The sequence below is a fragment of the Streptomyces sp. NPDC111744 genome (assembly GCF_055634995.1).
On record NZ_JBVKCG010000005.1, the window covers coordinates 325001 to 351033 of the forward strand.

27 protein-coding genes and 1 pseudogene are annotated in these 26033 nt (G+C 71.6%); 8 read left to right on the forward strand and 20 right to left on the reverse strand.

From position 1 onward, the window contains the following. Positions 1-93: 93 nt before the first annotated feature. From ACZ7OO_RS14155 to ACZ7OO_RS14200, 10 genes are all read right to left on the reverse strand, one after another. Complete coding sequence (locus ACZ7OO_RS14155; protein ID WP_471504654.1) at positions 94-1806, reverse strand: NAD(P)/FAD-dependent oxidoreductase; 1713 nt, start codon at positions 1804-1806, stop codon at positions 94-96. Positions 1807-1949: 143 nt separating this feature from the next. Further along, positions 1950-2867 carry a MarR family winged helix-turn-helix transcriptional regulator gene (locus ACZ7OO_RS14160; RefSeq protein ID WP_471504656.1) on the reverse strand — a complete coding sequence of 306 codons (918 nt, stop codon included), beginning with the start codon at positions 2865-2867 and terminating at the stop codon, positions 1950-1952. A gap of 201 nt (positions 2868-3068) precedes the next feature. Beyond that, positions 3069-4541 carry an MFS transporter gene (locus ACZ7OO_RS14165; protein ID WP_471504657.1) on the reverse strand — a complete coding sequence of 491 codons (1473 nt, stop codon included), beginning with the start codon at positions 4539-4541 and terminating at the stop codon, positions 3069-3071. Positions 4542-4951: 410 nt separating this feature from the next. Continuing rightward, positions 4952-6259: a cation:proton antiporter gene (locus tag ACZ7OO_RS14170; protein WP_471504659.1), complete on the reverse strand. Its 1308-nt coding sequence runs from the start codon at positions 6257-6259 to the stop codon at positions 4952-4954. A 217-nt stretch (positions 6260-6476) separates the two neighbouring features. Further along, on the reverse strand, positions 6477-7070 hold the full coding sequence (locus ACZ7OO_RS14175; RefSeq protein ID WP_471504660.1) for an NADPH-dependent FMN reductase: 594 nt from the start codon (positions 7068-7070) through the stop codon (positions 6477-6479). After that, positions 7067-7477, reverse strand: coding sequence for a nitroreductase family deazaflavin-dependent oxidoreductase (locus ACZ7OO_RS14180; RefSeq protein ID WP_471504662.1), 411 nt, complete (start codon positions 7475-7477; stop codon positions 7067-7069). Before ACZ7OO_RS14180 ends, ACZ7OO_RS14175 begins: the two co-directional genes overlap by 4 nt. Before the next feature lie 102 nt (positions 7478-7579). Beyond that, complete coding sequence (locus tag ACZ7OO_RS14185; protein WP_471504664.1) at positions 7580-8602, reverse strand: ester cyclase; 1023 nt, start codon at positions 8600-8602, stop codon at positions 7580-7582. After that, the gene (locus ACZ7OO_RS14190; RefSeq protein WP_471504666.1) at positions 8599-8970 is read right to left on the reverse strand and encodes a dehydrogenase; all 372 of its coding nucleotides are present in this window, start codon (positions 8968-8970) and stop codon (positions 8599-8601) included. The genes ACZ7OO_RS14185 and ACZ7OO_RS14190 overlap by 4 nt, the downstream gene beginning before the upstream one ends. Before the next feature lie 390 nt (positions 8971-9360). Beyond that, entirely contained in the window at positions 9361-9567 is a 207-nt protein-coding gene (locus ACZ7OO_RS14195; protein WP_471504668.1) for a hypothetical protein, read from the reverse strand. Continuing rightward, positions 9564-10115, reverse strand: a complete 552-nt coding sequence (locus ACZ7OO_RS14200) for a hypothetical protein (RefSeq protein WP_471504670.1) — start codon at positions 10113-10115, stop codon at positions 9564-9566. The genes ACZ7OO_RS14195 and ACZ7OO_RS14200 overlap by 4 nt, the downstream gene beginning before the upstream one ends. Before the next feature lie 470 nt (positions 10116-10585). Here ACZ7OO_RS14200 and ACZ7OO_RS14205 point away from each other — a divergent pair, with 470 nt between their 5' ends. Continuing rightward, positions 10586-11167, forward strand: coding sequence for a TetR family transcriptional regulator (locus ACZ7OO_RS14205; protein ID WP_471504672.1), 582 nt, complete (start codon positions 10586-10588; stop codon positions 11165-11167). A 138-nt stretch (positions 11168-11305) separates the two neighbouring features. Here ACZ7OO_RS14205 and ACZ7OO_RS14210 read toward each other — a convergent pair whose 3' ends face one another. Next, positions 11306-11914: a ScbR family autoregulator-binding transcription factor gene (locus ACZ7OO_RS14210; protein WP_471504674.1), complete on the reverse strand. Its 609-nt coding sequence runs from the start codon at positions 11912-11914 to the stop codon at positions 11306-11308. Positions 11915-12072: 158 nt separating this feature from the next. Further along, entirely contained in the window at positions 12073-12879 is an 807-nt protein-coding gene (locus tag ACZ7OO_RS14215; RefSeq protein WP_471504676.1) for a response regulator transcription factor, read from the reverse strand. Between the two features lie 459 nt (positions 12880-13338). On the opposite strand from ACZ7OO_RS14215, the gene ACZ7OO_RS14220 reads away from it, so the two are divergent. From ACZ7OO_RS14220 to ACZ7OO_RS14235, 4 genes and pseudogenes are all read left to right on the forward strand, one after another. Then, positions 13339-14307, forward strand: coding sequence for a ScbA/BarX family gamma-butyrolactone biosynthesis protein (locus tag ACZ7OO_RS14220; protein ID WP_471504678.1), 969 nt, complete (start codon positions 13339-13341; stop codon positions 14305-14307). Positions 14308-14334: 27 nt separating this feature from the next. After that, positions 14335-15264, forward strand: coding sequence for an NAD-dependent epimerase/dehydratase family protein (locus ACZ7OO_RS14225; RefSeq protein ID WP_471504680.1), 930 nt, complete (start codon positions 14335-14337; stop codon positions 15262-15264). Between the two features lie 224 nt (positions 15265-15488). After that, positions 15489-16447 (forward strand): annotated as a pseudogene (locus tag ACZ7OO_RS14230) (D-2-hydroxyacid dehydrogenase family protein). Between the two features lie 122 nt (positions 16448-16569). After that, positions 16570-16854, forward strand: coding sequence for a chaplin (locus tag ACZ7OO_RS14235; RefSeq protein WP_471504682.1), 285 nt, complete (start codon positions 16570-16572; stop codon positions 16852-16854). Between the two features lie 64 nt (positions 16855-16918). On the opposite strand, the gene ACZ7OO_RS14240 is transcribed toward ACZ7OO_RS14235, so the two are convergent. The 8 genes from ACZ7OO_RS14240 to ACZ7OO_RS14275 all read right to left on the reverse strand — a co-directional run bounded on the left by ACZ7OO_RS14240 (position 16919) and on the right by ACZ7OO_RS14275 (position 22064). Further along, a complete protein-coding gene (locus ACZ7OO_RS14240; protein WP_471504684.1) occupies positions 16919-17785 on the reverse strand; it encodes a tyrosinase family protein in 867 nt (288 codons plus the stop codon). Continuing rightward, complete coding sequence (locus ACZ7OO_RS14245) at positions 17769-18254, reverse strand: tyrosinase family oxidase copper chaperone (protein WP_471504686.1); 486 nt, start codon at positions 18252-18254, stop codon at positions 17769-17771. The genes ACZ7OO_RS14240 and ACZ7OO_RS14245 overlap by 17 nt, the downstream gene beginning before the upstream one ends. 366 nt (positions 18255-18620) lie before the next feature. Beyond that, the gene (locus ACZ7OO_RS14250; RefSeq protein WP_471504687.1) at positions 18621-19136 is read right to left on the reverse strand and encodes a hypothetical protein; all 516 of its coding nucleotides are present in this window, start codon (positions 19134-19136) and stop codon (positions 18621-18623) included. Positions 19137-19253: 117 nt separating this feature from the next. After that, a complete protein-coding gene (locus ACZ7OO_RS14255; RefSeq protein ID WP_471504689.1) occupies positions 19254-19838 on the reverse strand; it encodes a vitamin K epoxide reductase family protein in 585 nt (194 codons plus the stop codon). Beyond that, entirely contained in the window at positions 19838-20137 is a 300-nt protein-coding gene (locus ACZ7OO_RS14260) for a DUF5949 family protein (protein ID WP_471504690.1), read from the reverse strand. The genes ACZ7OO_RS14255 and ACZ7OO_RS14260 overlap by 1 nt, the downstream gene beginning before the upstream one ends. Before the next feature lie 128 nt (positions 20138-20265). Continuing rightward, the gene (locus ACZ7OO_RS14265) at positions 20266-20556 is read right to left on the reverse strand and encodes a hypothetical protein (protein WP_471504691.1); all 291 of its coding nucleotides are present in this window, start codon (positions 20554-20556) and stop codon (positions 20266-20268) included. Between the two features lie 161 nt (positions 20557-20717). Then, positions 20718-21557, reverse strand: coding sequence for a hypothetical protein (locus tag ACZ7OO_RS14270; RefSeq protein ID WP_471504693.1), 840 nt, complete (start codon positions 21555-21557; stop codon positions 20718-20720). A 267-nt stretch (positions 21558-21824) separates the two neighbouring features. Further along, complete coding sequence (locus ACZ7OO_RS14275) at positions 21825-22064, reverse strand: chaplin (RefSeq protein WP_471504932.1); 240 nt, start codon at positions 22062-22064, stop codon at positions 21825-21827. 258 nt (positions 22065-22322) lie between these two features. Between ACZ7OO_RS14275 and ACZ7OO_RS14280 the strand changes: the two genes are divergently transcribed. The 3 genes from ACZ7OO_RS14280 to ACZ7OO_RS14290 are packed head-to-tail and all read left to right on the forward strand — an operon-like array spanning position 22323 to position 26031. Then, entirely contained in the window at positions 22323-23423 is a 1101-nt protein-coding gene (locus tag ACZ7OO_RS14280) for a DUF3344 domain-containing protein (RefSeq protein ID WP_471504695.1), read from the forward strand. 56 nt (positions 23424-23479) lie between these two features. Then, the gene (locus ACZ7OO_RS14285) at positions 23480-24613 is read left to right on the forward strand and encodes a glycosyltransferase (RefSeq protein ID WP_471504696.1); all 1134 of its coding nucleotides are present in this window, start codon (positions 23480-23482) and stop codon (positions 24611-24613) included. Next, positions 24610-26031, forward strand: coding sequence for an exopolysaccharide biosynthesis polyprenyl glycosylphosphotransferase (locus ACZ7OO_RS14290; protein WP_471504698.1), 1422 nt, complete (start codon positions 24610-24612; stop codon positions 26029-26031). The genes ACZ7OO_RS14285 and ACZ7OO_RS14290 overlap by 4 nt, the downstream gene beginning before the upstream one ends. The last annotated feature ends 2 nt before the right edge of the window (positions 26032-26033 follow it).

Genomic DNA, 26033 nt, shown 5'->3' on the forward strand with positions numbered 1-26033 from the left:
CACAACGCAGCTGGAGGTGCCCCCTCCGGGGGAACACGTGCCAGACCGCACTTCTCCGAGCTGATCCGGAAGACTCCCTGAACGCCGCGCGCGTCAGAGGAGCTTGCGGACCTTCGCCCCGGCCTTGACGATCCCGAGCAGGAAGTCGCGGCCGACGCTGTTCATCTCGGCCGGGGCCTGGACCGAGGCCCAGTACAGGAAGCGGGCCATCGTCGCTGTCGAGGGGTAGATGAAGCGCCGCTTCTCGTCCTTCCAGCCGAAGACCGGGTTGACGACGGGCGAGTCCTGGAGCAGCCCGAAGACGATGTCGGCGGCCTCGTCACCGGTCAGCGCACCCGCCTCGTACTTCTCGCAGGTCTCCGCGGTGGCCTCCAGCAGCCTCTTGAACGAGTCGCTCTGCGGCCACCACAGTCCCGGGTGGGCGACGCTCTCCAGCTCGTCGAAGTGCCGATCGTCGTGGTCACGGAAGTGCCTGAGGCGGGCCCGGGTCAGCCGCATGGTGCCCGGGGTGATGAAGGAACCCCAGATCCGGAAGACCGCATTCCACAGCCGGAAGTGCGAGAAGGAGATGAAAGAACTGTTGACCAGGTCGTCGTTGTACTGGAGCAGCCCCTGCTCCACCCGCTCGACGTACTCGAAACGCTCGGCGGAGAAGTCACCGTCCTTGAGAGCGGCCACCAGCCGGGAGGTCAACGCGTCGACAACCTCCATGGTGTTCGACAGACCGCGGGAGAACAGCGGGTCGAGGAAGCCGGCCGCGTGCGACATCAGGCACCAGCGATCACCGATGGTCTGCTTCGAGGAGTACTGCAGCCGGTCGGTGGAGATCCACTCGCGCACCCGGGTGGCACCGTCGAACTGCCGCTTGACCGCCGGGTACCTGTCGAGGAAGAGCTGGAACTCCTGCTCGGGGGCGAGGTCCCCGGGCTTGGGGTAGGTGCGTTCGTCCATCGTCAGGCCGACGCTGCACAGCGGGTTGCGGGACTTCTCGTGGTTGTCGAACGGGATGATCCAGAACCAGCCACGCTCGATGAGGTGATGCATCGTGCCGGTGTGCCAGTCGACCGGCGGACGCAGGTCCTGCGGGTGCCCGCTGACGTCGTCGAACCGCTTGATGCCGACGTAGTGGGTGAACATGGACCGGGAGTGGTGCTTGAACCGGGCCGGCTTGTCCCGCAGGTCGAACTTGTCGGCCAGCGGGGAGCGGAAGCCGGAGGCGTCCACCAGGTACTTCCCCCGGTACAGCTCGGGCTGCGCGCCCGGGGCAGCACTCCTGCCGACCACGGTCACGCCGTCGTCGTCGAACTCGACCTCGCTGGCCCGCCAGTTCTGCCGGGGTGTGCAGCCGTACTTGATCGCCACATGGAACATGAAGGCGTCGCTGTCCTGGCGGAACATGTGGCTGTTCTGGTGGAAGATCTTCGGCAGCGCGAGCTGGGTGGCCTCACGCGGATCGGGCTCCTTGCCGACCTCGTGCTTCATGAACCCGAAGTGCGCCTTGGTGCCGAAGGTGGGACCGATGTCGCGGGTGGAGGCCTGGACACTGGCCAGACTCTTCAGCTCGGGAATGTCGTGGCGCTCGGAGAGGATGTGGATCCACTCCACGAGCTGCGGGGTCATGGACTCGCCGATGGCGAAGCGCGGGTGCGCGGCCGCGTCGACCAGCAGGACCTTGGCGCCGTGCTTGGCCAGGATCGCGCCGGTCACGGAACCGGCGAGTCCCGAGCCGAGGATGACGACGTCGAAGGTCATGTCCTCGGATATGCGCGCCGGTTCCGGCGAGCCGTCGGTCTTTTTCGCGACCATGAGCTGTCTCCTTCGTCGAAGGCGTCGAGGGGCGGTGCACGACGGGAATTCCGCATGAAAAAAGGCCCTTCGCGAATACGAAGAGCCTGAAAAATGGCGCGGTTCAACCGCTCAATTTAGCGTGACATTCCTTGGCCAGAGAGTCAACCCCTGGCAGAAACAGACGGCTTGGCGTCCACGAATGCGGGGCCGGAATGCGTCGGAGCCAGGAGTTTCAGCAGCAGCGCCCGCAATTCGTCTTCGCCACCCGGTCCGAGCATGTCGGAGACGTCCGTGGCGAGTTCGGCGACGGCACCGGCGACGACGGTGAGACTCTCGCGGCCGAGCTCGGTCACTTCGAGCGCGTAGCGACGCCGGTCGTGCGGGTCGCGGCCCCGGCTCACCAGACCCGACTTCACGAGTTCGTCGACCAGTTGGGAGGCGGCGGGTCCGGTGATGGCGAGCAGGTCGGCGAGCCGTTGCTGTGCGATGGGCCCGAACACGGCCAGGGCGGACAGCGGGCCGTAGTGGCGCACGCGCAGTCCGGTCCCGGCCAGCTTGTCGTCGCCGTGCTTGCGCAGCCGGTGATGGGCCTGCGCCACCAGGTACTCGGTGCCCTGCACCAGGGGCTGCGCCGACTCGGGCAGCAGCCGGGCCAGCAACTCGTCGAGCCGCGCGGTCTCCTCCGAAGTCAGTACGGAGGTCAGCCGCGCGCCCCGCTCGGCCACCGCCCGGCGCCTGACCTCTACGCCCTCCCGGCCCTGGTCGGTCAGGGACAGGACGTACTGGCGCCGGTTGTCCGGGTTGCGGGTGCGCTGCACCTCACCGCGGGACTCCAGATGGTCGATCACCGCCACCATGATGGTGCGGTTGATGCCGAGCCGCTCCGCGAGGTCGAGCTGGGACTCCCAGTCCCGGCCCGTGAGCGCGTCGAGGACCAGGAAGTCGCGCGAGTCGCTGTCGCCGCCGTCCTCGTTCGCGGAGAACTGGGCGTACACCCGGCGCAGGAGATAGCCGATGAAGCCGGTCAGCTCTTCCGGGAGGACACCGGGGACTTCGGCGGTCTCCTCGGTCCGGGTCACCGGACCTCGCCCTTCGTCACCTTCACGCCGCACGACAGCACCTCCTGTTCGAGTATATGCGGCGGCGCATACGCCGTACGGCCCCTGACCGCGCCCCTGAAATCCGCTTCCAGAGAGCGAGGGAACGCTTGTGCACCTGGCCTTGGCACTGGCCGGCGGCCCCCGTCCGTGCGGTTGGACGCGGGGCCGCCGGGTGGGGGTTCACAGGACGGCGGGGGTGTGTTCGCCGTCCTGGAGGGACTGCGGGGCCGTGCCCGGCAGGGTGACCAGGGCTGTGATCAGGGCCAGCAGGTACAGGCCGCCGCCGAGCAGGAATCCGTAGGAGTAACCGGCGGTCAGCGCGTGCGGCATGCTGCCCGGCAGCTCGTGGTCGGTGACGGCCGTGGCCGCCGCCGCCAGCCCGGCCAGGCCGATGGCGCCGCCGATCTGCTGTGCCGTGTTGACCAGGCCGGAGGCCGCACCGGTCGCCTGCGGGGCGACACCGCGGACACTGACGATGGTGACCGCCACGAAGACCATGCCCAGTCCGAGACCGGCGACCAGCTGGGCCGGCAGCAGGGCGGCCCAGGGATTCTGGCCGGGGGCCACGAAGCTGAACCAGACCATTCCCGCGATGCCGATGACCAGGCCGAGCGCGATCACGTTGCGCTCGGGCAGCTTGGCGAGCAGCTGCGGGCCGATACCCCCGGCCGCGATGCCCATGCCGAGCGCGAAGGGCAGGTAGGCCACGCCCGTGACCATCGGCGCGTACCCCTTGACGACCTGCATGTAGAGGGTCAGGAAGTAGAAGGTGGCGAGCATGCCGGCCCCGACCAGGAACATGACCAGGTTGGCACCGACGCGGCTCTTGTCGGCCAGCACACCACGCGGGATCATCGGCGAGCGGCTGCTGCGCTGAATGGCGACGAAGGTGGCGATCAGCACGAGCGCGGCGCCCAGCCCGACCAGCGTGACGGTGTCGCCGAAGCCCTTGTCGCCGGCGCGGTTGATGGCGTAGACGAGCGAGCCGAAACCGAGGGTCGCGGTGAGGGCGCCGAGCACGTCGACCTTGCCGCGCTCGCGCTCGCCGTCCACGAGGACCTTGGTGCCGATCAGGACGGCGAGAGCGATCGGGATGTTCACGAACATCACCCAGCGCCAGCTCAGGTACTCGGTGAGCGCGCCGCCGAGCAGCAGGCCCACGACCGAACCGAGGCCGCCCATCGCGCCGTACACGCCGAGCGCCTTGTTGCGGGCGGGCCCGGCCGGGAACGTGGTGGCCAGCAGGGACAGGGCGGTGGGTGCGGCGATGGCGGCGCCCGCGCCCTGGATCACGCGGGCCGCGATCAGCAGTTCCCCGCTCTGGGCGAGGCCGCCGAGCAGCGAGGCGGCGACGAACAGGATCAGGCCGGTGCGGAACACGCGGCGGCGGCCGAAGAGGTCACCGGCGCGCCCGCCGGCCAGTAGCAGACCGCCGAAGGCGAGCGCGTAGGCGGTGACGATCCAGCCGAGGCTGGACTCGCTCAGGCCCAGTGCGCTCTGCATGCTCGGCAGGGCGACGGCGACGATCGTGTTGTCGAGGACGAGCATGAGCTGGGCCGTGGCGATGACCAGCAGAGCGAGGCCCAGCTTGCCGTCCTGCCGCGGCGGAGCCGTGTCCTCGGGGACGGCCTGAGTGCGGTCTTGCAGCGACACGAGATGTCTCCGATGTCTCTGGGTGCTTCACGGTTGGGGGAATGTGCGGGGCCCGGGGGTCAGCGGCTGGTGGAGCCGTCTTGACGCGCCATGTGTCCAGCGCCTCGAAGGCGTCGAGCAGCGACTCGGGCATCTTGCCGAGGGTGTTGGCGACCTCGGCGGCGTCGATGTCGTCGAGCAACGGGTCGATGACCGCGCGCTCGGCCTCCATCGCATCCGGCAGGGCCGGCTCCCGAACTCGTCACCGTCTCCGTCTCCGCTCAGTGCCTCACCACCACGTTGCCGGCCCCCTAAGTATTGTCAATTAGCTTATCTATCAATGCTCCAATCGACAAGCTTCCAATCATCAGCTACTGAACTATATGTCCCCGGACGTGGGAAGACGTCACCGAACCAGCCGAAGGCACAGGTCAGCGGCTTCTCGTGGACTGCAGGGCGAGCTCGTCCTGGCCGGTTCCGGCCGGTTCCTGCCCGAGGTCCTCATCGATCCCCTTGCGGATGCGGCTCAGCGCGGGGGTGGTCATGGCGGTGGTGAGCAGGGCCATCAGTACGAGGACGGTGAACAGCTCGGGGCCGATGACACCGAGGCCCAGCCCGATGTTGAGCACGATCAGCTCGGTCAGGCCGCGGCAGTTCATCAGCGCGCCCAGCGACATGGAGTCCCGCCAGTCACGGCCGGAGAGCCGGGCCGCGAGCGTGCCGCCGCCCCACTTGCCGGCCACGGCGACGGCGAGCACCGCGCCCGCCCACAGCCACTGGACGGCGCTGCCGCCGAGCAGCCCGACGTCGGTCTTGAGCCCGGTGCTGACGAAGAACAGCGGCAGCAGCACCGGTACGGCGAAGGACCGCATCCGGGCCGCGGTGACCTCGATCCGCCGGCTGCCGCGCGGCGTGATCACGCCGAACAGGAAGGCGCCGAACAGCGCGTGCACACCGATCCGGTCGGTGGCGTACGCGGACAGGCTCAGCCCGCCGAACAGCACGACCAGCACGACGCCGTCGGCGTACCGCCGCTCGGCCCGCGCGGCCCACCGGGCGAGCAGCGGTCGTACGACCACGAACATGACGGCCGCGAAGCCGACCGCGTAGCCCGCGGTGACCAGCGCGTCCGTGGGCGAGCCGCTCTTCGTCACGGCGACGACGGCGGCCAGCAGGCACCAGGCGGTGACGTCGTCGACCGCCGCGCTGGCCATCGCGAGCACGCCGACCCGGGTCCGGTACAGGCCCCGGTCGGTCAGGATGCGGGCCAGCACCGGGAACGCGGTGATGCTCATCGACACGGCGATGAACAGCACGAACGGCAGTTTCTCGGTGCCGTCCGGGGCGAACCTGCCGTACATGCCGAGCGCCAGCAGCACGCCCAGCACCAGTGGCAGCGCGATCCCGGCCTGCGAGACGGCGACGGCGGTTCTGCTGTTGCCGCGCAGTGACTTGAGGTCGAGTTCCAGCCCGACGAGGAACATGAACACGAGCAGGCCGATGTTCCCGAGCACGCCGATATAGGGCAGCGCCGACTGCGGAAACAGCCAGGTCTGTGCGCCGGGCCAGGCCCAGCCCAGCAGCGAGGGGCCGAGCAGGATGCCGACGAGTATCTCGCCGACGACCGGCGGCTGACCGAGCCGCCTGAGGAGCTGTGCCCCGGCCCGGCAGGCGAGGATCACCACGGGCACGGCGACCAGGAGGGGGGTAAGGGGATCGGGGGCGGCAGCAGTTGCCATCACGTTCTCCTGTGAGGAGGGGTCAGATGACGCGCCCCCTCTGGGGGCGCGGGGCTGTACCGATGTGCGGCTACCGCCGCGCGGGCGCGAGCAGCCACGACGGTCCCCGCGGTCGGCTACGGACCGTGCGCGGCGCGGCGCCTCGCAGCAAGTGCCGGGACCTGTTGTCGACCGTCCACAGCTCGGCCGTGGGTGATCGCGCAGTGCTCCGCGCCTCTTACGGGGCGCTGTACGGACGAAGAGCCTTGGCCTCGCGCAACGCGGCCGCCCACCACAGGAGCTGGTCCAGCATCAGCTTGGCCGCGGCCTCGGCCCCCTCCGGCTCCGCCGGGAAGTTGCCGTCCGCGTCGTAGTGCTCCAGCACCCGTGGGAACGTCACCACGTCCTTCATCCCCACGCAGTGGAACTCCGCGAAGATCTGCCGCAGATGCTCGATCGCCCGCACCCCGCCGGCCATGCCGAGCCCGTAGCCGACGAAGCCGACCGGCTTGGCCTCCCACTCCGACTGGAAACTGTCGATGAGGGTCTTCAGCGGCCCCGGGACGCTGCGGTTGTACTCCGGTACGACCACGACGTACGCCTCGGCCCCGGCCAGCCGGGGGCGCAGCGCCGCCGCCCGGGGGTCGTCCGCGTCGAGGCTCGCCGGCAGCGGGTGCTCGGCGACGTCGACGACGTCCAGGACGAGGTCGTCCCGGCGCGCGGTCACCCGCGCGAACCAGCCCGCGACGTCCGGGGCGAGCCGCCCGTCGCGCGCGGAGCCGACCAGCAGCGCCACCCGCAGCGGGCGGGCGACCTGGCCGACGGCGGTCATGTCCGGCCCGCCGGCACCTGCGCGGGCGCCGGGACCGGGGTCAGCGCGATGAACTCGGTGGCCTCGACCCGGGAGAGGATCCGCCGGGTGAGGGCGGGCATCTTCGTCGTACCGTCGTCGCTGAAGACCACCGGGTTGCCGACCTGGATACGGCGGCCGCGCGTGGTGATCTCGCAGCCGCCCGCCGCCAGTACGTTCCTGACCCAGTCGGAGCCGGGTCCGTACGGCAGCGTGATGACGATGTCGGCGCCGCGCCGGAACAGCTTGACCGGCGTGGCGAACTCCCGCCCGGACTTGCGGCCGCGGTGGTGGACCTTCCCGAACCCGGGCAGCCGGCTGAACAGCGGCCCGACGAGATGGTTGGCGAACCGCCGGTTGAAGCGGGCGACTTTCCTGTCGATCGGCATGTCTCAAGTCCCTTGCTCCGTCGGGCACTTCGATTCCGTGAGAGTGCGGCCCGGCCCCCGCCGCCGTCAGCGGGGGCCGGGTGCGTTCGGCCGGGCGGCGACTCAGGCCGCGGGCTTGCCCGCCGGGGTCAGCGGGCCGACCGGCTTGCCGCCGGACTGGAGGAACTTCTGCAGGGAGAAGTTGTCGACGATGCCCCAGCGCTCGGCGATCTTGTCGCCCTCGAAGCGGAACCAGATGATCGCCTGGTGCTGCACCTGGAGGCCGGTCGGCTTGATGCCGATGAAGGGGCCGGTGTGCTTGCCGTGCATGACCCAGCGGATGGCGGCCTTGTCGCCCATCGAGATGAAGTCGAGGATCTCGTACTTGATCTCGCTGAACGCGGACTGCTGGATCCTGATGGTGTGCTTGAACGCCTCCGGGCCGCGCATCGAGTCGTCGTGGCTGCCGTTGTTGCGGAAGTCGGCGGTGAGGTATCGGTCGGCGGCCGACAGGTCGCCCAGGTCCAGGCCCTCGTGGAAGACCTTCTCGATCAGTTCCTTCTGCTGGTCCGGAGTGAGCGTGGTGGGCATGGGCGGGTTCTCCTCTGCTGAAGTGGCTGAAGCGGCTGAAGCGGCTGAAGTAGCTGAAGTGACCGTGTTTCCTCGGGTGTCGAGGGTCTTTCGGTCGACCTGGGTCACTCCCCTGGGCACGGCGCCGGTGGTCCACACGATCCGCAGCCGCAGCCGGTCGAAGCGCCAGCCGTCGGGGGTGCGCCGGGCGGTGCCGGTGAAACGGCCGCCGAGCTGGAAGTACCGGGTAGGGTCCGGGGGAAGCGGTGAGTCGTGGTGCACATGGGAGGCGATCAGGCTCCAGCTGAGCCGGGCTGTGTCGCCGTCCACCTCCACCTGGCTCTCCGAGCCGTGGTGGTGGGTACGGCCCCAGCGCGCCATGATCTCGGTGGTGAAGCCTGCCACCCCGGCCAGGCCCTGGTGGCTGCCCACCGGGAACGTCATCTCGACGTCCTCGGTGAACAGGGACCGCGCCCAGGTCTCGTCGAAGCCGCCCTCGTCGAGGCCGGCCAGATAGCGCCCGGCCAGGTCCCGCAGGCTCAGCACGTCGGTGAGCCGGGCGACCTCGGCCGTCATGACACCCGGCGCGCTTCGGTCCGGGCGTCCGTCGCGTAGATCACGACGTCGTCGGGGCCGTGCACGACGGCCTTGCCCTCGCCGGTGAGCGCACCGTCCTCGTGCCGCGCGGTGATGTCGATCTGTATGTACGCGGCCCGGTGGCCGTTGGGGCTGATCTGGGTGATGTCGAGGTTGAAGTCCTCGCGCAGGGAGAACTCCACGGAGTCGTCGCCGGTGACGGTCCAGGAGCCGGTGCCGGTGCTCTTCTGCGTGGTGACCGAGAGCGAGCCGTCCGGGGCGAAGGCGACGGTGTACTGGTCGGCCTCGCCGTCGTGCGTGACCGTACCCGTCCATTGACCGACGGGTGTCCAGGTGGAAACAGGCATCGACCACACTTCCTCAAGTCGGGGCGGGAGAGAAACAAAAAATCCGCGCCCCGGGGACGGGACACGGATTTCGAGAAAGAAGCCACGGGCTCCTCAGAAGGAGCCCGGGTGAAGCGCCACCGCCGTCAGGGCATGAGGGCGCCGAAATGAGTGTGACACCTCTGTTCGGAGGCGTCAACTTGCTCTGGTATTACGGGAGTTGGGCCAGAGGCACGTGAAGCGGCCCCCGCGGCAGGGGGATGGCCGCGGGGGCTGCTTCGGACCGGATGCCCGCACGGATCCGGTTTCTTGCGGGTGGTGGTCTGGAAATCCTGGGCGCGCTGTCTACCGGCCCTCCGGATCGGTCACTCGGATTCGGTCACGCTGTTGCTCTCGTTCCCCCGGTCCGGGTTATTCGGACTCACCCCGCCGGGCGAGTGCGAACAGTTCGTCCAGGTCGTACTCCGCCCGCCGCGGGACGCCGTGCCGGGTGATCTTGCCCCGGCTGGCCCATTTGCGGATGGTCGCCTGGGTGACGCCCATCGCGAGGGCCGCCAGCTCCGTCGGCACCCGGCGCGGCTTCGCCGCCCCGCCCGCCGGCCGTGTCGGCTCGGTCATGCCGCCTCCCGCATCCGGTCCGCGACCAGCAGCCACTGGCGCGGCGGCAGCGCGTGGCCGTCGTCGCAGGCGACATGGCCGGGCACCCGGTCGCCGCCGTCCGCCGGCAGCACGCCGTAGAGCGTTCCGGCGCACTCCGCCCGGGTGCACGGGCCGAGGGCGAACCGGCGCACCGGGCCGGGGCCGAGCAGGGCGCGGAGGTCGCCGAGCAGTTCGGCGACCTCCTCGTCGAAGTCCGGGCCCGCCGGGTGCCCGGCGAGCCAGGGCAGCTGCCGGCGCAGGAACCGCACCAGCGCGCCCATCCCGCGGTCGGCGGGCCGGGTGCCGGTGCGCTCGTCCACGACCAACCGCGCCCACAACGCCATCACCTCGGCGGTCCGGGTGCGCAGCGCGAGGGCCTGTTCGTCGAGCACGATGCCGACGGTGGCGCGGCTGCCGCTCACCCGCTCCCGCAGCACCGGTCCGCCGGGCGCCAGTGCCTGGTCGCTCTCCCGGTACAGGTCGAGGAGGGTACGCAGAGCCCCGTCGATGCGGTCCAGGCAGCGCACGCAGATCCGTCCGCAGCGCCGTCTGCAGTCGCGGCTTCGGTGCTCGTCCGTGAGTCGCTCGAACTCTTCCATTCGGATCCCCCGAATCCATGGTCCTTGCGGAACTTCCCTCAGTCTCACGAGGGTCGCCGGGCCTTTCAACGCACGGCGGTTCAGGGTTCCCACAATCCTCCGCAGCTCTGTCAGCAGAGTGTCAAACCCGCGTCAAGTGGCCGGATACAGTGACCGTTACAAACAGACCTGTCTGATTGGGGGCCAACTCGAACCCTTCCTCGTTGCGCATGTTTCCAGACAACCACCCTTGCCGCCTGGGGGTTCGGATTCTACGCAGATCACGCAGAGGTAGGTCCCCACCGGGGTCCTCCCATGAAACAGGCACGGTTGTATGATTCTTGTGATCATTGACATCGGTGTCCGTGAGCGCGGCGCGCACCGGGCACTCTGTTGGCAGGGAAGGCGGGTGCGACCTGATGCAGGCGCGATCCGAGCAGACGCGTCAGGCTCTCCTCCATGCCACCGCCGAGCTGATCGCGGACGGCCGGCTGTCCGACGCGGGGCTGGTAAACATCTGCCGCCGGGCCGGCGTCAGCCGGGGAGCGCTCTACCACCACTTCTCCTCCACCACGGCCCTGACCGCCGCCGTGTACGAGGAGGCCCGACGGCGGGTGGAGGCGCTGACCGAGGAGGCGTTCGCGGGTCCGGTGGCGGACGCGCCGAAGCGCTTTCTGCTCGCGCTCGGCGAGGCCATGCGCACCGAGAAGATCGTCCGGGCGGGCATGCAGCTGGCCGCGGACGGCTCGGCCGGGCCGCCCCGGCTCCGCGACGACCTGCTGGCCGCGGTCCACGAGCGGGTCACCGAGGCACAGAAGGAGGCCGAGGATCCGTCCGAGGACCTCGCGGACCTGGCCGTGGTGATCGCGGCGGGTATCGAGACCCTGGGGCACACCGACTCGAGTTGGTGGGACGGCGAGATAACTCAGCGGCTGTGGCGGCTGCTGCGCCCGCTGTTCGACCGCGACCGGCCCAACCGGGGCGGCGAGCGCCGGATCTGACCCGCCGCCGGACCGCCCCGCAATACCCGCCGCCGGTCCGCCCCGCAGCACCCGACGCCGGTCCGCCCCGCAGCACCCGACGCCGGTCCGCCCCGCAGCACGCCTGCGCGCGGGCCGGGGACCGGTTGGCAGGGCCGGTCAGTCCGTCGGCGGCGTGGTGCGCAGCCGACCGACCAGGCCGGGCGTGGCGAGGCCGGGCAGCAGGAACTTCCAGAAGACGCTCGTGCGTTCGGACAGGTCGGCGCGGCCGGAGTAGGCCTGGGACATGATCTGCAGGCCGGTGAAGGAGCCGACGATGAGCGAGGTGACCTCGCGCACATCCACCCCGGGCAGGATCTCGCCCCCCTTCTCGGCTTCCTGCAGCAGCGTCAGGATGGTGTCCGTGGACTGCTCGTAGGTGGTCTGCGGGGGGCAGTCGAACGAGGTCTGCTCTATGGTCAGCCGCACGCTCGCGCGCAGCACCGCGTCGTGCTGGAGGCGCCGGGCGAACTCCAGGGTCAGGTCGATCACCGACTGCAGCCTGACCGGCCGGTCGGGCACTTCCAGGGCTTCGGCGTGCGCCTGCACCAGGGCGAGCGCGATGGCTTCCTTGGAGGGGAAGTGATGGTAGAGGGAACCGCGGGTGAGTCCGGTGCGGGCCAGGATCTCGTTGGTGCTGGCGGCGTCGTAGCCGCGCTCGTCGAAGACCTGGGCCGCCGCCTCCAGGATCGACCGCCGTGACCGCTTGCCGCGTTCTTGCTGAGCCATGCCAGATCCCTACGCTCTCCCACAGAATTCAACAGACTTGTCTGTATCGTAAGCCGCTTTCGCGGCCCACGGTCAGTACCACGGCGGGAGTTGTTCAGAAAGCGGTTCCGGCTCCTGGCGCCGGAACCGGGCATGACCTCGCAGAACGCGCGGGAGCCCTAGGGAGTGCCGATCCGGAAACCGACCCCCCGGACGGTGACGATCCAGGCACTGGAGCCCAGTTTGCCGCGCAGGGTGCCCACGTGGGTGTCGACCGTGCGGCCGCGCGGGGACCACGCGTCGTCCCACACCTGGGCCATGATCTGGCGGCGCGGGATCACCGTGCTGGGCTGCGAGGCCAGCAGGTGGAGGAGATCGAACTCCTTGCGCGTCAGGTCCAGCGGCCGTCCGTCGAGGGTGGCCGTCCGGGCGCCCGGGTCGATGCGCAGCGGCCCGTGGGCGACGACCCGGCCGGCGGCCGGCTGACTCGCCGGCTGCACCCGCACCCGCCGCAGCACCGCCTCCATCCGGGCCAGTAACTCCCGGAATCCGTACGGTTTGACGATGTAGTCGTCCGAGCCGGCCTGCAGGCAGAGCACACAGTCCAGCTCCGAGCCGCGCGCGGTGACGGAGATGATCGGCAGGTCGCTGACCGCCCGGATGCCCCGGCACACCTCAAGACCGTCCAGGTCGGGCAGATCGAGGTCGAGCAGCACCAGGTCGGCTTCGCGGTGTCCGCGCAGCGCCTGGGCGCCGGTGGTCACGCCATGGGTGGCGTACCCGTGCCGGACCAGACCCTGCCGGAGGGTGTCGGCGGCCCGGGGGTCGTTCTCGACGACCAGGATGTTCAGGCCCGGAGCCCGGGAGACGCCCTGCGCGGGGGCCGGGGGGGCCGGGTGGCCGCCCTGGGCGAGCGGGACGAGCGGGCCGTGCGAGCGGTGGCGCCGCGCTGACGGCGCCACGAGATCCGCGTACTGGCGGTTCATCTGTTCCCCCTGAGGCACATCCACGTCATCTCGGACTACGGGTCACGACCAAGACCGTACCAAACAGACTTGTCTGATTGTCAACTGCCAAGGTGAGGCGTCGCACCGCGCCGGCCCAGCAACACTCGCGCCGCGATGAGCTGCGATTCCATCGGATTACCGGACAAGTGGGAGGCGGGACTCCACTCAGACAACCCACGGAGAGACTTGACCAAGGACTATGCCTCTTCAATAAACCATACAGCCCTGTTTATTTCGCGGATGCAATCCAGACATAACGGTTGGCGGCCTACAGCGGCCGGACGCCCGGAGTTCCGGACTCCTACAAGAAATCGGCTCAGCTCTTGCAGAACCGGACCGACCTGTCTGTATCTTGTGGCTAGAACGTCGGCCACGGGGGTGACAGCCGACGTACGGCTTGTTGCCCCCTCCCGTCACACCGACACAGGAGCGCTGCACATGCCGCACCTCACCGACCGGGCCTTCGCCCAGAAGCCCCTGCTCCCCGGACTGACCACGACCGTGCCGCGTGAGTACGTCCATCGCGCGGCCGTCTCCGAGGTCCTCCTCACCGGCTGGGAACCCGACGAGTCCCCCGACGCCCCCCGGGGCGTCGGCGACGACGCCGGTTTCGTCGTCCGGGCCCAGTGGCCGCGCTGCCACGCCCTGTTCGCCCCCGACCGGGGCTACCAGGACCCCATGCTGCTGATCGAGTCCGTCCGCCAGATCGGATCCCTGCTCGCCCACGCCGAGTTCGACGTGCCGTTCGGCCACCAGTTCCTCATGTCTGACATGTCCGTGACCACCGAGCCGGAGCTGCTCGTCGCCGACTCGGTCCCCACCGATGTCGAGATGCACACGGTCTGCCGCGACGTCGTCCGCCGCGCGGGCCGGCTGCGGGAGATGCGCTACGACGTGACGGTGCTCCGCGAGAACGGCGCCCGGGCCACCGCATCGGCCGCGTTCCGCTGCATGAGCCCGGACGTGTACCGGCGGATGCGCGGGGAGCGCCCCACCACCACCGGCGGCACCCCGCCGCAGGCTCTCGACCCGGCCGCCGTGGGCCACGCCGGCCCCCGGCATGTCGTCCTCGGCGAGCCCGCGCCGGGCACCCGCGGCCGATGGGAACTGCGGGTCGACACCGCGCACCCGACCTACTTCGACCACCCCGTGGACCACATACCCGGCATGTTCCTCCTGGAGGCCGCCCGGCAGGCCGCGCACGCCCGCACCGGAGTGCCCGGCGCCCTCCTGCTCGACATGCGCAGCGAGTTCGTGCGGTACGCCGAACTCGACGCGCCCTGCTGGATCACGGCCGACCCCGAACCGTACGGCAGCGCCGGCGACCTACTGGTACGGGTGCGCGGCAGCCAGCGGCAGGAGACGGTCTTCACCGCCCAACTCGTCCTGCGGCCACGTGTCCGCTGACCCCGACCGCCTTCCGGGAGAGTCCCCGTGCCCACCATCCTCATCACCGGCGCGTCCGGGTTCGTCGGGGCGCATGTGACACACGAGGCGCGACTGCGGCGCGCCGAGCTCAGGCTCATGACCCACCGCAGGACCCTGCCCCGGACCTGCTCCGGGGTGCGGACCGTGTCCGCCGATCTGACCGACCCCGGCTCGCTGCGCGGGGTCTGCGACGGGGTCGACGTCCTGCTGCACTGCGCCTCGCAGATCGGCGGCAGTGCGGAGACCAACGAGGCCGTCAACGCACGTGGTACGGCGGCGCTGGTCGCCGAAGCCCGGCGCGCGGGGGTACGCCGGATCGTCCAGCTCAGCACCGCCTCCGTCTACGGCCGCGGCACGTTCCGCGGCTCCCGCCCCGAGGAGCTCACCCGCAATCCGGGCTCCGTCACCTCCCGCACCCGCGCGGCGGCCGAGGACGCGGTCCTCGCCGCCGGCGGTGTGGTGCTCCGCCCCCATCTGGTCTTCGGCGAAGGGGACCTGTGGGTCGGCCCCAACCTGGCCCGGCTGCTGCGCGCCCTGCCGGGTGTGGTGGCAGGCTGGCCGGCGCGGGCGTCGGTGATCACCGCGCCGGACCTGGCCCGGCTGCTGGTGGCCACGGCGCTCGCGCCGGACGCGGCACTGACCTCGCCGGTGTACCACGCGGCGCATCCGCTGCCGGTCACCGTGGACAGCGCGCTGCGGGCGGTCGCCGAGTGCGCCGGGATCGCCTGGCCGCACGACAATCTCACCGTCGAGGGGGCCAAGGCGATCCTCGCGGCGAAGGGCGTGCCGCCGGCCACGCTCGACATCCTGACGACCGACCACTTCTTCGAGGCGGACGCACTCTGGTCCGACCTCGGCGAGCCGCCGGCCGCGGGCTTCGCGAGCTGCTTCCGCCGCGCGGAACGGTGGTACCGGTCGACGCTGGCAGGAGTCTGACCACGGGCCCGGCACGCGCCGCGCGTTGCGGGCCGCGCGGTGCCGGCCGGGTCCGTTGGGCAGCCGCGGGTGCGTCTGGGCCGGTCCCCCCCACTGACGGTAGCCGCGCATCGACACGGCCCCGCGCCCCTACGGGGCCGCTGACGACGGCCGGTGCCGTGCAGCAACGCGTCCGCCCCCGCGCCCCCTTCGGAGGCGCTGACGAGGGCCGTTACTGTGAGGCAATGCGTCTTCGGTGTGCTGTGCTCGACGACTTCCAGGGGACTGCGGGGGAGTTCGGGGACTGGTCGTCCCTGTCCGACAAGGTCGAGACCGTCTCCTTCCGTGAACATTTCGGCGATGTGGACGAACTCGCCACCGCTCTCGCCGACTTCGACATCGTCGTGACCCTTCGCGAACGCGTCGCCTTCCCCGCCTCCCTCCTCGACCGGCTCCCCCGGCTGCGGCTGCTGATCGCCTCCGGGATGCGCAACAGCGTCATCGACTACGCGGCCGCCGAGGCCAACGGGGTCACGGTGTGCGGTACGGCGTCCTCCTCGGCCCCTCCGGTCGAGCTGACCTGGACGCTGTTGCTGGGGCTGGCCCGGGGGCTGGTGGAGGAGAGCACCGCGTTGCGTACGAACGGGCCCTGGCAGTCCACCGTCGGTGCCGATCTGTACGGGCGGCGGCTCGGGCTGCTCGGGCTGGGGAAGATCGGCGCCAGGGTCGCCCGGATCGGGCTCGCCTTCGGGATGCGGGTGAGTGCCTGGAGCCAGAACCTCACCAAGGAGCGCGCTGAGGAGGTCGGGGTCGACCTCGCGCCCACCAAGGAGGAACTGCTGGCCGGGAGCGACTTCGTGTCGGTCCACCTGGCGCTCGGCGACCGTACCCGCGGCCTGCTCGGCCCCGCCGAACTCGCCCTCCTCAAGCCCACCGCCTACCTCGTCAACACCTCCCGCGCGGCGATCGTCGACCAGGACGCCCTGCTCGCCGCGCTGCACGAGGGCCGATCGCGGGCGCCGGCGTCGACGTCTTCGACATCGAGCCGCTCCCCGCCGACCACCCCCTGCGCACCGCACCCCGGCTCCTGGCCACGCCGCACCTCGGCTACGTCTCCCACGCCAACTACACGACGTACTACGGCCAGGCGGTGGAGAACATCCGGGCCTTCCTGGCGGGTTCCCCGGTCCGGCGCCTGCCCTGACTCGGGCCCTTGGAGTGATCGTCCGCTGATCGGCGTGACCAGCCGCAGGTCGGGGCGTTGAACGGGGAGTGCGGCGGCTGGTCCTGCCGCCGCACTCCCCGAGCAACAAGAAGGAGAACGTGATGTCTCGCATCGCGAAGGCCACCGTCGTAGCCCTTGGCACCGGCGCTGTGGTGATCGGCGGAGCCGGCCTGGCTCTGGCCGACGCGGGCGCCCAGGGTGAGGCGGCCGGCTCCCCCGGCGTAGTGTCCGGGAACGTCATCCAGGTGCCCGTCAACATCCCGGTCAACGTCTGTGGCAACACCGTCGACGTGATCGGTCTGCTGAACCCGGCCTTCGGCAACACCTGCGCCAACGAAGGCCACCTCAAGACCGGCGACCACAAGAACGGCGGCTACGGCAACTGAGCCACCGCCCGCGGAAGAGCCCCGGCGCCCTGGGCGTCGGGGCTCTTCCCGTGTCCGGGGCGTCTCAGGCGTACCGGTAGATCCGGCTCAGGTCCTCCAGTGACTGGGGGGTGACGTCCCACGGCGGCAGCCTCTCGCCGCGGGCGACGACCCGTCGGTGCTGCGGGTCGCCGGCGCCGGGCGGCCGGGCCGGCAGATAGCGCTGCCCGCGGTGCCGGGCCTTCCAGCGCTCCCACTGCAGGTCGACGAAGGCATGGTGGAACCAGAACACGGGGTCGTTGACGGAGGCGCCGCCGAGCATCGCCCCGCCGACCCAGCGGTGCACCCGGTTGTGGTTGCGCCAGGACACGCTGCCGCTGCCGGACCCCCAGCCTTCCAGCTTGTTGCGGAAGCCCCGGCTGACGGTCGAGTCCCAGGGGGCGACGTCGTACACCGGGTCGTCCAGCGCCTGGGCGAGCTGGGCCCTGGTGGGCAGGGCGATCGGGTCGCCGGCCCGGCCCAGGTCCCGGGCGAGGAACTCGCCGTCGGTGATGCCCACCTTGATGGTCCAGTGCCCGGCCGCGTAGGCGAACGGGCCGGTCATCACCTGCCGGTCCCGGGGCCGGCCGTTCCCGCCGAGCAGGTCGCGCGTCCACGGCACGGAGGACGTCGTACGGTCCCTGGTCCAGTCCCAGTAAGGCACGGTCACCGAGGAGTCGACCCGGCGCAGGGCGCGCTCCAGTTCCAGCAGGAAGCGGCGGTGCCAGGGCAGGAAGGAGGGGGCCATGTGGGCGGTGCGCAGCCCCCGCTCGCCGTCGGCTGTGTAGTGCTGGATGTGCATCCGCACGAACTCGTCGTACTCGCCCCGCCGTTTGACCTCCAGGAACGCGTTGACGAGCCGTCTGCGCTCGGTGGCCGTCAGCCTGCCGACGTTCTTACGCACGTACGCCATGGTCTCCCCCCATGTGCATGTGTCCCCCGCCCATCGGTCCCGGGGCCAGGTCGCGCAGCCGCTGCCCGGGCCCGATCTGGTCGACGGCCGCCCGGGCCGCCTCCAGCGGGGTCGGGTACGAGCTGTAGTGGTCGACCATGCTCAGCCAGGTGCCGTCGGCCCGCCGCATCAGATGCAGCGGCCGGTCGTCCACGGTGACCTGCCACTCGCCCTGGCCGACGGACTGCCCGACCGGCACACCGTGGATACGGCGGCCCCGGTAGGTCTCGTCGAAGGAGCTGCCCGCCGGCCCGTCCGCCGGGGGCACCGGGCGGGAGGCGGCGACGACCGGGGCGAGCGCCAGGGCGGCCGCGGCGGCCAGCAGCCCCCGCGTCACCTCGCGCCGCGTCGGTCTGCCCGTCCCGGCTCTGCCCGGCTGCCCGGCCCCCGGCTCCGCGCCCAGCGCCACACCACCGACTCCGACGACCATGCCCACTCCTCGTACGGTTCACCGATCGCTGTCGGTACCGGTAACCGTCCGAGGGGCCGCACGGTCACCACCACGCCGCCATCCGGCGCAGGGCCGGCACCGGGAAGCGACCGGCAAGACCGTACTCACCCCCGCCATCCGGCGCACGACCGGAACCCGGGAGCGGCGGACACGGCCGCACTCACACGCCGCCATCCAGCGCACGACCGGACCCCGGAAAGCGACCGGCAAGACCTCCCTCACCCCCGCCATCCGACACACGACCGGAACCCGGGAGCCGCGGGCACGGCCGCACTCACGCGCCGCCATCCGGCGCACGACCGGAGGCCTGGGCAGCGGCCGACGGGGCCGTGCCTCACCGGCGGGTCACAGGCCGGGGCCGGCACCAAGGTCGCCGCCGACGACCGTCCGCAGGGCCGGGGCGAGCACGCCGGCCGCGGGCATCTGCGTGGTCGGCAGGCCGTAGTGCTTCGGGTCGGGCCGGGTGAGCGGGGCGACCAGCGCCAGTCCGGGGGTGAGGGTGCGCAGGTCGGAGGCGGGGGCGTCGATGCCGACGTGGTCGAAGCCCTCGCCGAGGACGTGCGGCAGCGGCGCCCTGAGGCCGACGCCCGGCAGCCCGCCGTTGACCGGCACCTGCGGCAGCGTCCGGTCCGGGAGGAGCCGGCCCTCGGTGTAGCGCGGCCCTTCGGGCGCGCCGGGGATGATCAGCGGCATCTCCATGCCGAGCTTGGGCACCTCCATGTCGAGGGACTTCCCGAGGCCGTCCAGCGGCACGGGGATGGGAATCGTCCCGGTCGCGGCGGCGGGCGTGGCGGCGGCGCCCACTGCGACCGCGACGCCCGTGACGACGGCGGCAAGGGTTCCTCGGGTGGTCGGCTTCATGTCGGGTACGGGCCCTTTCAGGAGGCGGGAGGAGCGACATCCGTACCGGGTAACGAGCCGGAAAACGGCATCAGTTCACATTTCGCCCGGGTGCAGCATTAGTCGGCTGGTCACTCATCAGCTCGTCCAGAAGTCCCACCAGCGGGTCAGGATCAGCATGCCGACGACACCGATGTGCAGCAGCGGGATCACCCAGGTGAATTCGCCGAGGAATTCCCGCAGCCAGGTGGGCGCGGGCAGGAATCGACGGCGTACGGCGAAGGAGGTGACGTACCAGAACAGGAGAATGGTGGCGACCCAGGCCAGGCAGCACCACAGGCACAGCGCGTTGATCCGGTACAGCGACTCGAACTGCAGCCAGGACACGAAGCCGACGCCGAAGAGGCACCCCGCGTCGAAGGTCAGCCAGTACCAGGCGGGGAAGCGGGCTCCGGCCAGCAGGCTCATGCCGACGCAGATCACGATGCCGTAGGCCACCAGGCCCAGCATCGGGTTGGGGAACCCGAACGCCGCGGCCTGGTCGCTCTTCATCACGCTGCCGCAGGACACCACCGGGTTCAGGCTGCACCCGGGGACGAAGTGCGGGTTCTCCAGCAGCTTGAACTTGTCGAGGGTGATGACCCAGGAGGCCAGCAGCCCGGCCGCCCCCGCGACCACCGTGAGCAGCGCGAACCCCCGGCCGGCGGCTGCGGTCCCCGGCATCAGCCGCGCAGGCTGCGGGCGGGCAGCACGATCTGCGCGGCGGCCGTGAGGGTTTCCTCGGGCGCGGAGTACTGGGCTTTGAGCGGGGCCAGGTCGAGGACGGCCGTACCGGCCTCGACCAGCAGGGTGACGGGCAGGCCGGGCCGGGCGGTGCCGTCGACGAGGTCGCCGCCGATCGGCAGTCCGTTGTTCCCCGGCGGCGCCTCGACGGCGGCAGAGGTGGCCTCCGCGCCGCCCTCGGCGACCGTGCCGAGGTCGGCGAGGCAAAAGGGGCGGGCTCCGCTCGGGGTTGAGGTCACCGCGTGACCTTATCGACGGGCCGCGGGGTGGCCGGGTGCCCGCTCACCCGGCCGGCGGACAGCCGGCCGCGCGGCCACACGAACGGGGGACGCCGTAGCGGCGTCCCCCGAACCGTTCCCGCCCGGCCTCAGCCCTGCAGCGGCAGACCGCCGAGCAGCGGGGCGTGCTGGTTGACGGCGCCGGTCGCACCCTTGACCTTGTGGAGCACGGACTTCTTGTTCTCGGTGTTGAGAGCGTCCGACTGGTGCTTCAGGGGCATCGCCTGGTCCAGGGTGAGGGGACCCTTGGTGAGCGTGTTCACGGCACCGTTGAGGCTGGTGGGTGTGAGGTCGGCGTTGTTGTAGGCGAACGCGGGCGCGGCGAAGCCGGCGAGGGCCACGGTACCGGCAACGACAGCGGCAGCCTTCAGAGACTTCATCGTGTTCCTTTCTTCGGCGACTTTCGGCGGCGCGAGCCACGCAACGGAAGCCACCAGGGGAAATGCTGACGCCGTGCCTAACGACGCCCCGGCGGGCCGGAAACCCCGCGCTCAGAAGACATATGAGATCCCCGAAAGGAAGGGGAGGACGTTCCGGTCGGTCAGGCCGGGGGCAGCGGGAGCGGCGTGGAGGCCGACAGGCCGGGCACGGCGGGCGGACCCGGCAGGTTGGGCGCGGGCAGGCCGCTGCCGAGCAGGATCGCGGCGACCAGGTTGACCAGGCCGGTCACTACGGCGGTGGCGGCCGGCAGCACCTGGCTGACGTCGCCGGAGGTGGCGGCCTTGAGGAGGTTGTCGACCGCGGTCTGCAGGGCGGTCAGCGCGTCGCCGGTCAGGTCCTTGGCGGAGGGGGCGCCACCGAAGCCCTTGGCCTGGTCGGGGGCCGGCACCGCGAACGCGGCCGGCACGGCGGGGGCACTCGGCACCGCTGACGCCGACGGCAGGCCCGACGCCGACGGCCGGGCCGGGGTCGCGGGGGCGGCCGGGGTCGCGGGCGGGGCGGAGGGCGCGGGCGGGGCGGAGGGCGCGGGCGGGGCGGAGGGCGCGGGCGTCGTCGGGGTGGCCGCCGGGGTCGCCGGCTTCGCCGCCGCGGGGGAGGCAGCGGATGTCGGGGCCGCGGCCGGGGCCGGCACCGTGATCTGGGCGATGGCCGCCTTCACGGCGTCGCCGAGCTGGGTCGCCTGATCGGCGGTCAGCTGGCCGTTGTCCGCACCGAGGACGGTGTTGAGCAGGTCGGTGACCGGCTTGAGCACGGTCCCGAGGTTGCCCAGCGACTTGACCTGGGCGATCAGCGCGTCGGCCCCGGGAACGGGCGCCTGGGAGGTCGCGTGGGCGCGCTCATGGGCCGAGTCGGCGGCGACGGCCGCCGGACCGGTGATCCCGGCCAGAAGAAGGGCGCAGAGCGCGGTGGACGCGAGACGCCGTGTGGGCAGAGCACGCATGGGTGTTCCTTTCGATGTGCATCGGACCTGCTGCCCACCGTGAAATCACCCGTGCCGGCCTGCAACCGCTCGCTCGCCCGCTGTCACCGATCGCTTTCCGAGACGCCGGCATTGTGCCTGATGAGGCACCGTCAAGGCCGCCTCGCAACTTCCGCCGCGGCTCAGGCCGTTCGAGGGACCGCGTGGAACCGTACCTGGACGCACGAACCGGCCGTCCGTCCGCGGGGTGCGCAGGCGGACGGCCGGCCGAAGGGAAAAGCCGAGGCGTCAGTCGTTGAGGCAGGTGTTGCCGAAAGCGGGGTTCAGCGCGCCGATCACGTCGACGGTGTTGCCGCAGACGCTGATCGGCACGTGGATCGGAACCTGGATCGTATTGCCAGACAGCACGCCCGGGGACTGGGCAGCGGCGCCGTTCGCGCCGCTGTCGGCGGCGGCCACACCGGCGCCGCCGGCGACGGCCGCGACGGCGGCGGTGGACAGGACCAGGCCCTTCGCGATACGCGACATGGAGAGGTGCTCCTTGGGGTCGAAACAAACATCCGGGCGGATGCCCAGCGCCGTGTCAACGCGCGGCACCGGCTCGGGTTGTGCCGCCAAAGGAGTGGTCTCCCGCAAGCTCTCCTTCACTATTCCGACACACTTGCCCCGTTTCACCCTATTAGGACGGGTAGCGACTAGAGTTGCGGGCCTCCTGACTTACCCGTATTGGCATCACATCGCACTCTTTCCGCCTCCCCCTCCTTTCCCGAAAGGGCGAAGCCGGTCATGCGCAATCCCCTGGGCCCACCGCTGCGCCGTGCGTCGGTGGGCGCGCTCGCCCTCGCCGCGATCTGGGCACCGGGCACCGCCCGGGCGACCGCTCCGACCGCCCCGCCCTCGCCCGAGGCCCCGCGCATCCCCTTCGCCGAGCGCTACCACGTGGTGCAGCGAGGCGGCTTCGCCCGCGCGGCCAACGCGTCCGTCAGCTGCCGTGCGACGGCCGGCGACCCGTCCGAGCCGCCCTGCCCGGCCGCGCGAGAGGGCCGGGTCCCAGCGGTGAACGGGAACTTCGACATGTCCTACGTCGATGTCGACGACGACCCCCACACCTACAACTCCTCCCGCGCCGAGCTCCGGCTGCCGGAGGGCTCCCGGGTGACGTACGCGCGGCTGTACTGGGGCGGCAACCTGCTGGCCGGCGAGCAGAGGCCGGCCGGGGACAACGCGCGGGTGCTGATCGCCGAACCCGGCGGCCGGTACAAGGAGTTGCTCGCCGACACGGTGGTGGGCCACCGGGCGGCGGGCGGCACGGACGCCTTCCAGGCCTCGGCGGAGATCACCGACCTGGTCAGGTCGAGCGGCCCAGGGCTGTGGACCGTCGGCCAGCTGAACGCGGCCACGGGGAGGTCCAGGTCCGGTGCCTGGGGCGGCTGGACGCTGGTGGTGGCGTACGAGAACCCGACGGAGCCGCTGCGCACGCTCGCCCTCTGGGACGGCTTCGACTCCCTCGACGGAGCGGCCGAGGTACGGCTGAACGGGCTACGTGTCCCGCGTGGCGCCCACGGCCGGGTGGGCCTGGTGGCCTACAACGGCGACCGGGGCGGCACCGGCGACTCGCTCACCTACACCACTGCCGGCTGCGGCTCCGTCCCGCTCGCAGACTCCGCCGACCCGGCCGACGACGTACTCAACTCCACGATCAATGACCCCGGCCCGGTACGCGCCCGGCGTGAGCCCGCGTACGACAACACGCTCGGCTACGACTCGGATGTGTTCGATCTCGGTACCGCTCTCGCGCAGGGCGGTGACCAGCTGACCTTCCGGCTCGTTTCCCAGCGCGACGCGGCGTGGGCGGGCGCGCTCTTCGCCGCTGTGGACGTGCAGTAGTGCGCTGCGTCCCAGCCCGCAGTCCCGAGCGCCCCCCGTGAGCGAGGAATCCGCGTATGCACCGATCAGCAACCGACCCTCGGCCACGGGTCCTCCACCTGGCGCAACCGGTCGGGGGCGGGGTGGCCCGGGTGGTCCTGGATCTGACGAAGGCCCAGCTCACGGCCGGTCTGCGGGTCACGGTGGCGTGCCCCGGTGGTGAACTGGCCGAGCGCGCGCGGGAACTGGGCGCCGAGGTGCGCGGGTGGCGCGCCGACCGGTCCCCGGGCGCCGGTCTCCGGGACGAGGTACGACGGCTCACCCACCTGCTCGGCGAGGTGCGCCCCGATCTGGTGCACGCGCACAGCGCCAAGGCGGGCCTCGCCGGACGCCTGGCCGTGCGCGGACGCGTCCCGACCCTCTTCCAGCCGCACGCCTGGTCCTTCGAGGCGGTCGGCGGAGTCACCGCCGCGCTCGCGCTGACGTGGGAGCGATGGGGGGCGCGCTGGGCGCACCGGGTGGTGTGTGTCAGCGAGGCGGAGCGCACGACCGGCGTGCACGCCGGGATTCGCGCCCGGTACGCCGTCGTCCCCAACGGCATCGACACCGAGTACTTCACCCCGGGCCGAACCGAGTCCCGGGCTCCCCTGGTCGTCTGCGTCGGCCGCCTGTGCCGCCAGAAGGGCCAGGACGTGCTGCTGCGAGCCTGGCCCGAGGTGCTGCGCCAGGTTCCGGGCGCCCGGCTTGCGCTGGTCGGCGACGGACCGGACGGCGAGGCGCTGCGCCGGATCGCCCCCGCCTCGGTCGAGTTCGCCGGCGCCGTCGACGACGTCCGCCCCTGGTACCGGGCCGCCGACCTGGTGGTGCTGCCCTCGCGCTGGGAGGGCATGGCGCTGGCCCCCCTGGAGGCGATGGCCTGCGGGCGGCCGGTGCTGGTCACCGATGTCGACGGCGCCCGCGAGAGCCTGCCGCCCGGGCAGGCCGCGCACTGCCTGGTGCCGCCGGGACGGCCGGGCGCGCTGGCCGGTGCCGTCGCCGGGCTGCTGCTCGACCCGGAGCTGCTCGCGTCGCTCGGCGACCGGGGGCGCCGGCACGTCCAGTCCACGCACGATGTGCGGCGCACGGCGGAGGCGGTCGCGGAGCTGTACCGCGAACTCCTCGGCGGATGGCCGCTCATGTCCTTTGAGTGCAGGGAGTCCATCCACTCGTGACCGCGGAAAGCACCGTCCCCTCCCCCGGCCCGCAGCCACGGGACCACGGACTCTCGCCCGTGTCGGTCCTGCCGGCCCGGACCGCCGGCGGCTTCCGGTTCCCGCTGCGGCGGCCGCCCGCGCGGCCCGCCTCTCCGGTGCCGCTGCTGGCCGCCGACCTGTGCGCCGCACTGCTCGGCGCGGTCGCCCTCGACGAGGCCGTACGCCGGCCCGCCCTGGTCGGCCTGCTGATGTCCGGGGCGATACTGCTGCGCCCGCAGCCCACTGGGCGGGTGGCGGGGATCCTGGACGAACTCCCGGCGGTCTGCGGCCGGATCGCCGTCGTCTGGCTGGGCCTCGCCGCCGCCCTCGCCGCCTGGGACCCGGACCGCGCGCTGCCCGCCCGCACCCTGCTGCTGGGCTGCGCCCTGCACGCGGCGGCGGCCTGCGCCGGCCGCGGCCTGGTGCACTGGCGCCGCCGCATTGCCCTGCTTCGCCATCCGCGCGCCGCCCTGGTCATCGGCCCCGCCGCCACCGCCCAGCGGGTCGCCGCCGCGGTGCTGCGCCACCCGGACTTCGGCGTACGGCCGGTCGGTGTCGTCGCCGAGCATCCCGAAGGCCCCGAAGGGCTGCCCGTGCTGACCACCGGCGAGGAGGTCGAGCGGGCCCTCATCCAGAACGGGGTCCGGGCCGTCCTCACCGTCCACCCCGCCGTCCGCACCGAACAGGGCCCGCTGCTGCGGGCGCTGGCCGAGTCGGGCTGCGTGGTCTGGGAGGTCGACGCGGACTCACCGGCGTACGAGATGCGCGACCAGCTCGCCGGGTTCTCCTGCCGCCGGCTGGAGATGAGCTCGCGGCGGCGCGGCAGCGTCGGCAAGCGGATCCTCGACATCGTCGTCTCCGGGGCCGCACTCGTCCTGGTCAGTCCGCTGCTCCTGGTGTGCGCGGCGGTACTGCGCCTCACCGACGGGCCCGGCGTGGTCTTCCGGCAGGAGCGCATCGGCCGGAACGGGCGCCCCTTCACCCTGCTGAAGCTGCGCACCCACCGTCCGGTCGACGCGCACGAGGCCGCGACGCGCTGGAGCGTGGCGGGCGAACGCGAGATGAGCCCGTTCTGCCGCTTCCTGCGCCAGACGTCCCTGGACGAGCTGCTCCAGCTGTGGAACGTGCTGTGGGGCGACATGAGCCTGGTCGGCCCGCGGCCCGAACGGCCGTACTTCGTCGGCCAGTTCAGCCAGACGTACCCGGGCTACGCGGCCCGCCACCGGATGCAGACCGGCATCACCGGACTCGCCCAGATCCACGGGCTGCGCGGCGACACCTCCATCGAGGACCGGGCCCGCTTCGACAACGCCTACATCGACAACTGGTCGCTGTGGCAGGACATCTGCATCCTGCTGCGCACCGCGGCCGCGCTCATGCGCTCGACGGGGAGCTGACG

Bases quoted from the DNA above. Each gene is read 5' to 3' on its own strand.
- ACZ7OO_RS14155 (WP_471504654.1), bottom strand. From the start codon at position 1,806: ATGGTCGCGAAAAAGACCGACGGCTCGCCGGAACCGGCGCGCATATCC.
- ACZ7OO_RS14170 (WP_471504659.1), bottom strand. From the start codon at position 6,259: ATGGCAACTGCTGCCGCCCCCGATCCCCTTACCCCCCTCCTGGTCGCC.
- ACZ7OO_RS14175 (WP_471504660.1), bottom strand. From the start codon at position 7,070: ATGACCGCCGTCGGCCAGGTCGCCCGCCCGCTGCGGGTGGCGCTGCTG.
- ACZ7OO_RS14180 (WP_471504662.1), bottom strand. From the start codon at position 7,477: ATGCCGATCGACAGGAAAGTCGCCCGCTTCAACCGGCGGTTCGCCAAC.
- ACZ7OO_RS14185 (WP_471504664.1), bottom strand. From the start codon at position 8,602: ATGACGGCCGAGGTCGCCCGGCTCACCGACGTGCTGAGCCTGCGGGAC.
- ACZ7OO_RS14190 (WP_471504666.1), bottom strand. From the start codon at position 8,970: ATGCCTGTTTCCACCTGGACACCCGTCGGTCAATGGACGGGTACGGTC.
- ACZ7OO_RS14195 (WP_471504668.1), bottom strand. From the start codon at position 9,567: ATGACCGAGCCGACACGGCCGGCGGGCGGGGCGGCGAAGCCGCGCCGG.
- ACZ7OO_RS14205 (WP_471504672.1), top strand. From the start codon at position 10,586: ATGCAGGCGCGATCCGAGCAGACGCGTCAGGCTCTCCTCCATGCCACC.
- ACZ7OO_RS14210 (WP_471504674.1), bottom strand. From the start codon at position 11,914: ATGGCTCAGCAAGAACGCGGCAAGCGGTCACGGCGGTCGATCCTGGAG.
- ACZ7OO_RS14215 (WP_471504676.1), bottom strand. From the start codon at position 12,879: ATGAACCGCCAGTACGCGGATCTCGTGGCGCCGTCAGCGCGGCGCCAC.
- ACZ7OO_RS14220 (WP_471504678.1), top strand. From the start codon at position 13,339: ATGCCGCACCTCACCGACCGGGCCTTCGCCCAGAAGCCCCTGCTCCCC.
- ACZ7OO_RS14235 (WP_471504682.1), top strand. From the start codon at position 16,570: ATGTCTCGCATCGCGAAGGCCACCGTCGTAGCCCTTGGCACCGGCGCT.
- ACZ7OO_RS14240 (WP_471504684.1), bottom strand. From the start codon at position 17,785: ATGGCGTACGTGCGTAAGAACGTCGGCAGGCTGACGGCCACCGAGCGC.
- ACZ7OO_RS14245 (WP_471504686.1), bottom strand. From the start codon at position 18,254: ATGGTCGTCGGAGTCGGTGGTGTGGCGCTGGGCGCGGAGCCGGGGGCC.
- ACZ7OO_RS14250 (WP_471504687.1), bottom strand. From the start codon at position 19,136: ATGAAGCCGACCACCCGAGGAACCCTTGCCGCCGTCGTCACGGGCGTC.
- ACZ7OO_RS14255 (WP_471504689.1), bottom strand. From the start codon at position 19,838: ATGCCGGGGACCGCAGCCGCCGGCCGGGGGTTCGCGCTGCTCACGGTG.
- ACZ7OO_RS14265 (WP_471504691.1), bottom strand. From the start codon at position 20,556: ATGAAGTCTCTGAAGGCTGCCGCTGTCGTTGCCGGTACCGTGGCCCTC.
- ACZ7OO_RS14270 (WP_471504693.1), bottom strand. From the start codon at position 21,557: ATGCGTGCTCTGCCCACACGGCGTCTCGCGTCCACCGCGCTCTGCGCC.
- ACZ7OO_RS14275 (WP_471504932.1), bottom strand. From the start codon at position 22,064: ATGTCGCGTATCGCGAAGGGCCTGGTCCTGTCCACCGCCGCCGTCGCG.
- ACZ7OO_RS14280 (WP_471504695.1), top strand. From the start codon at position 22,323: ATGCGCAATCCCCTGGGCCCACCGCTGCGCCGTGCGTCGGTGGGCGCG.
- ACZ7OO_RS14285 (WP_471504696.1), top strand. From the start codon at position 23,480: ATGCACCGATCAGCAACCGACCCTCGGCCACGGGTCCTCCACCTGGCG.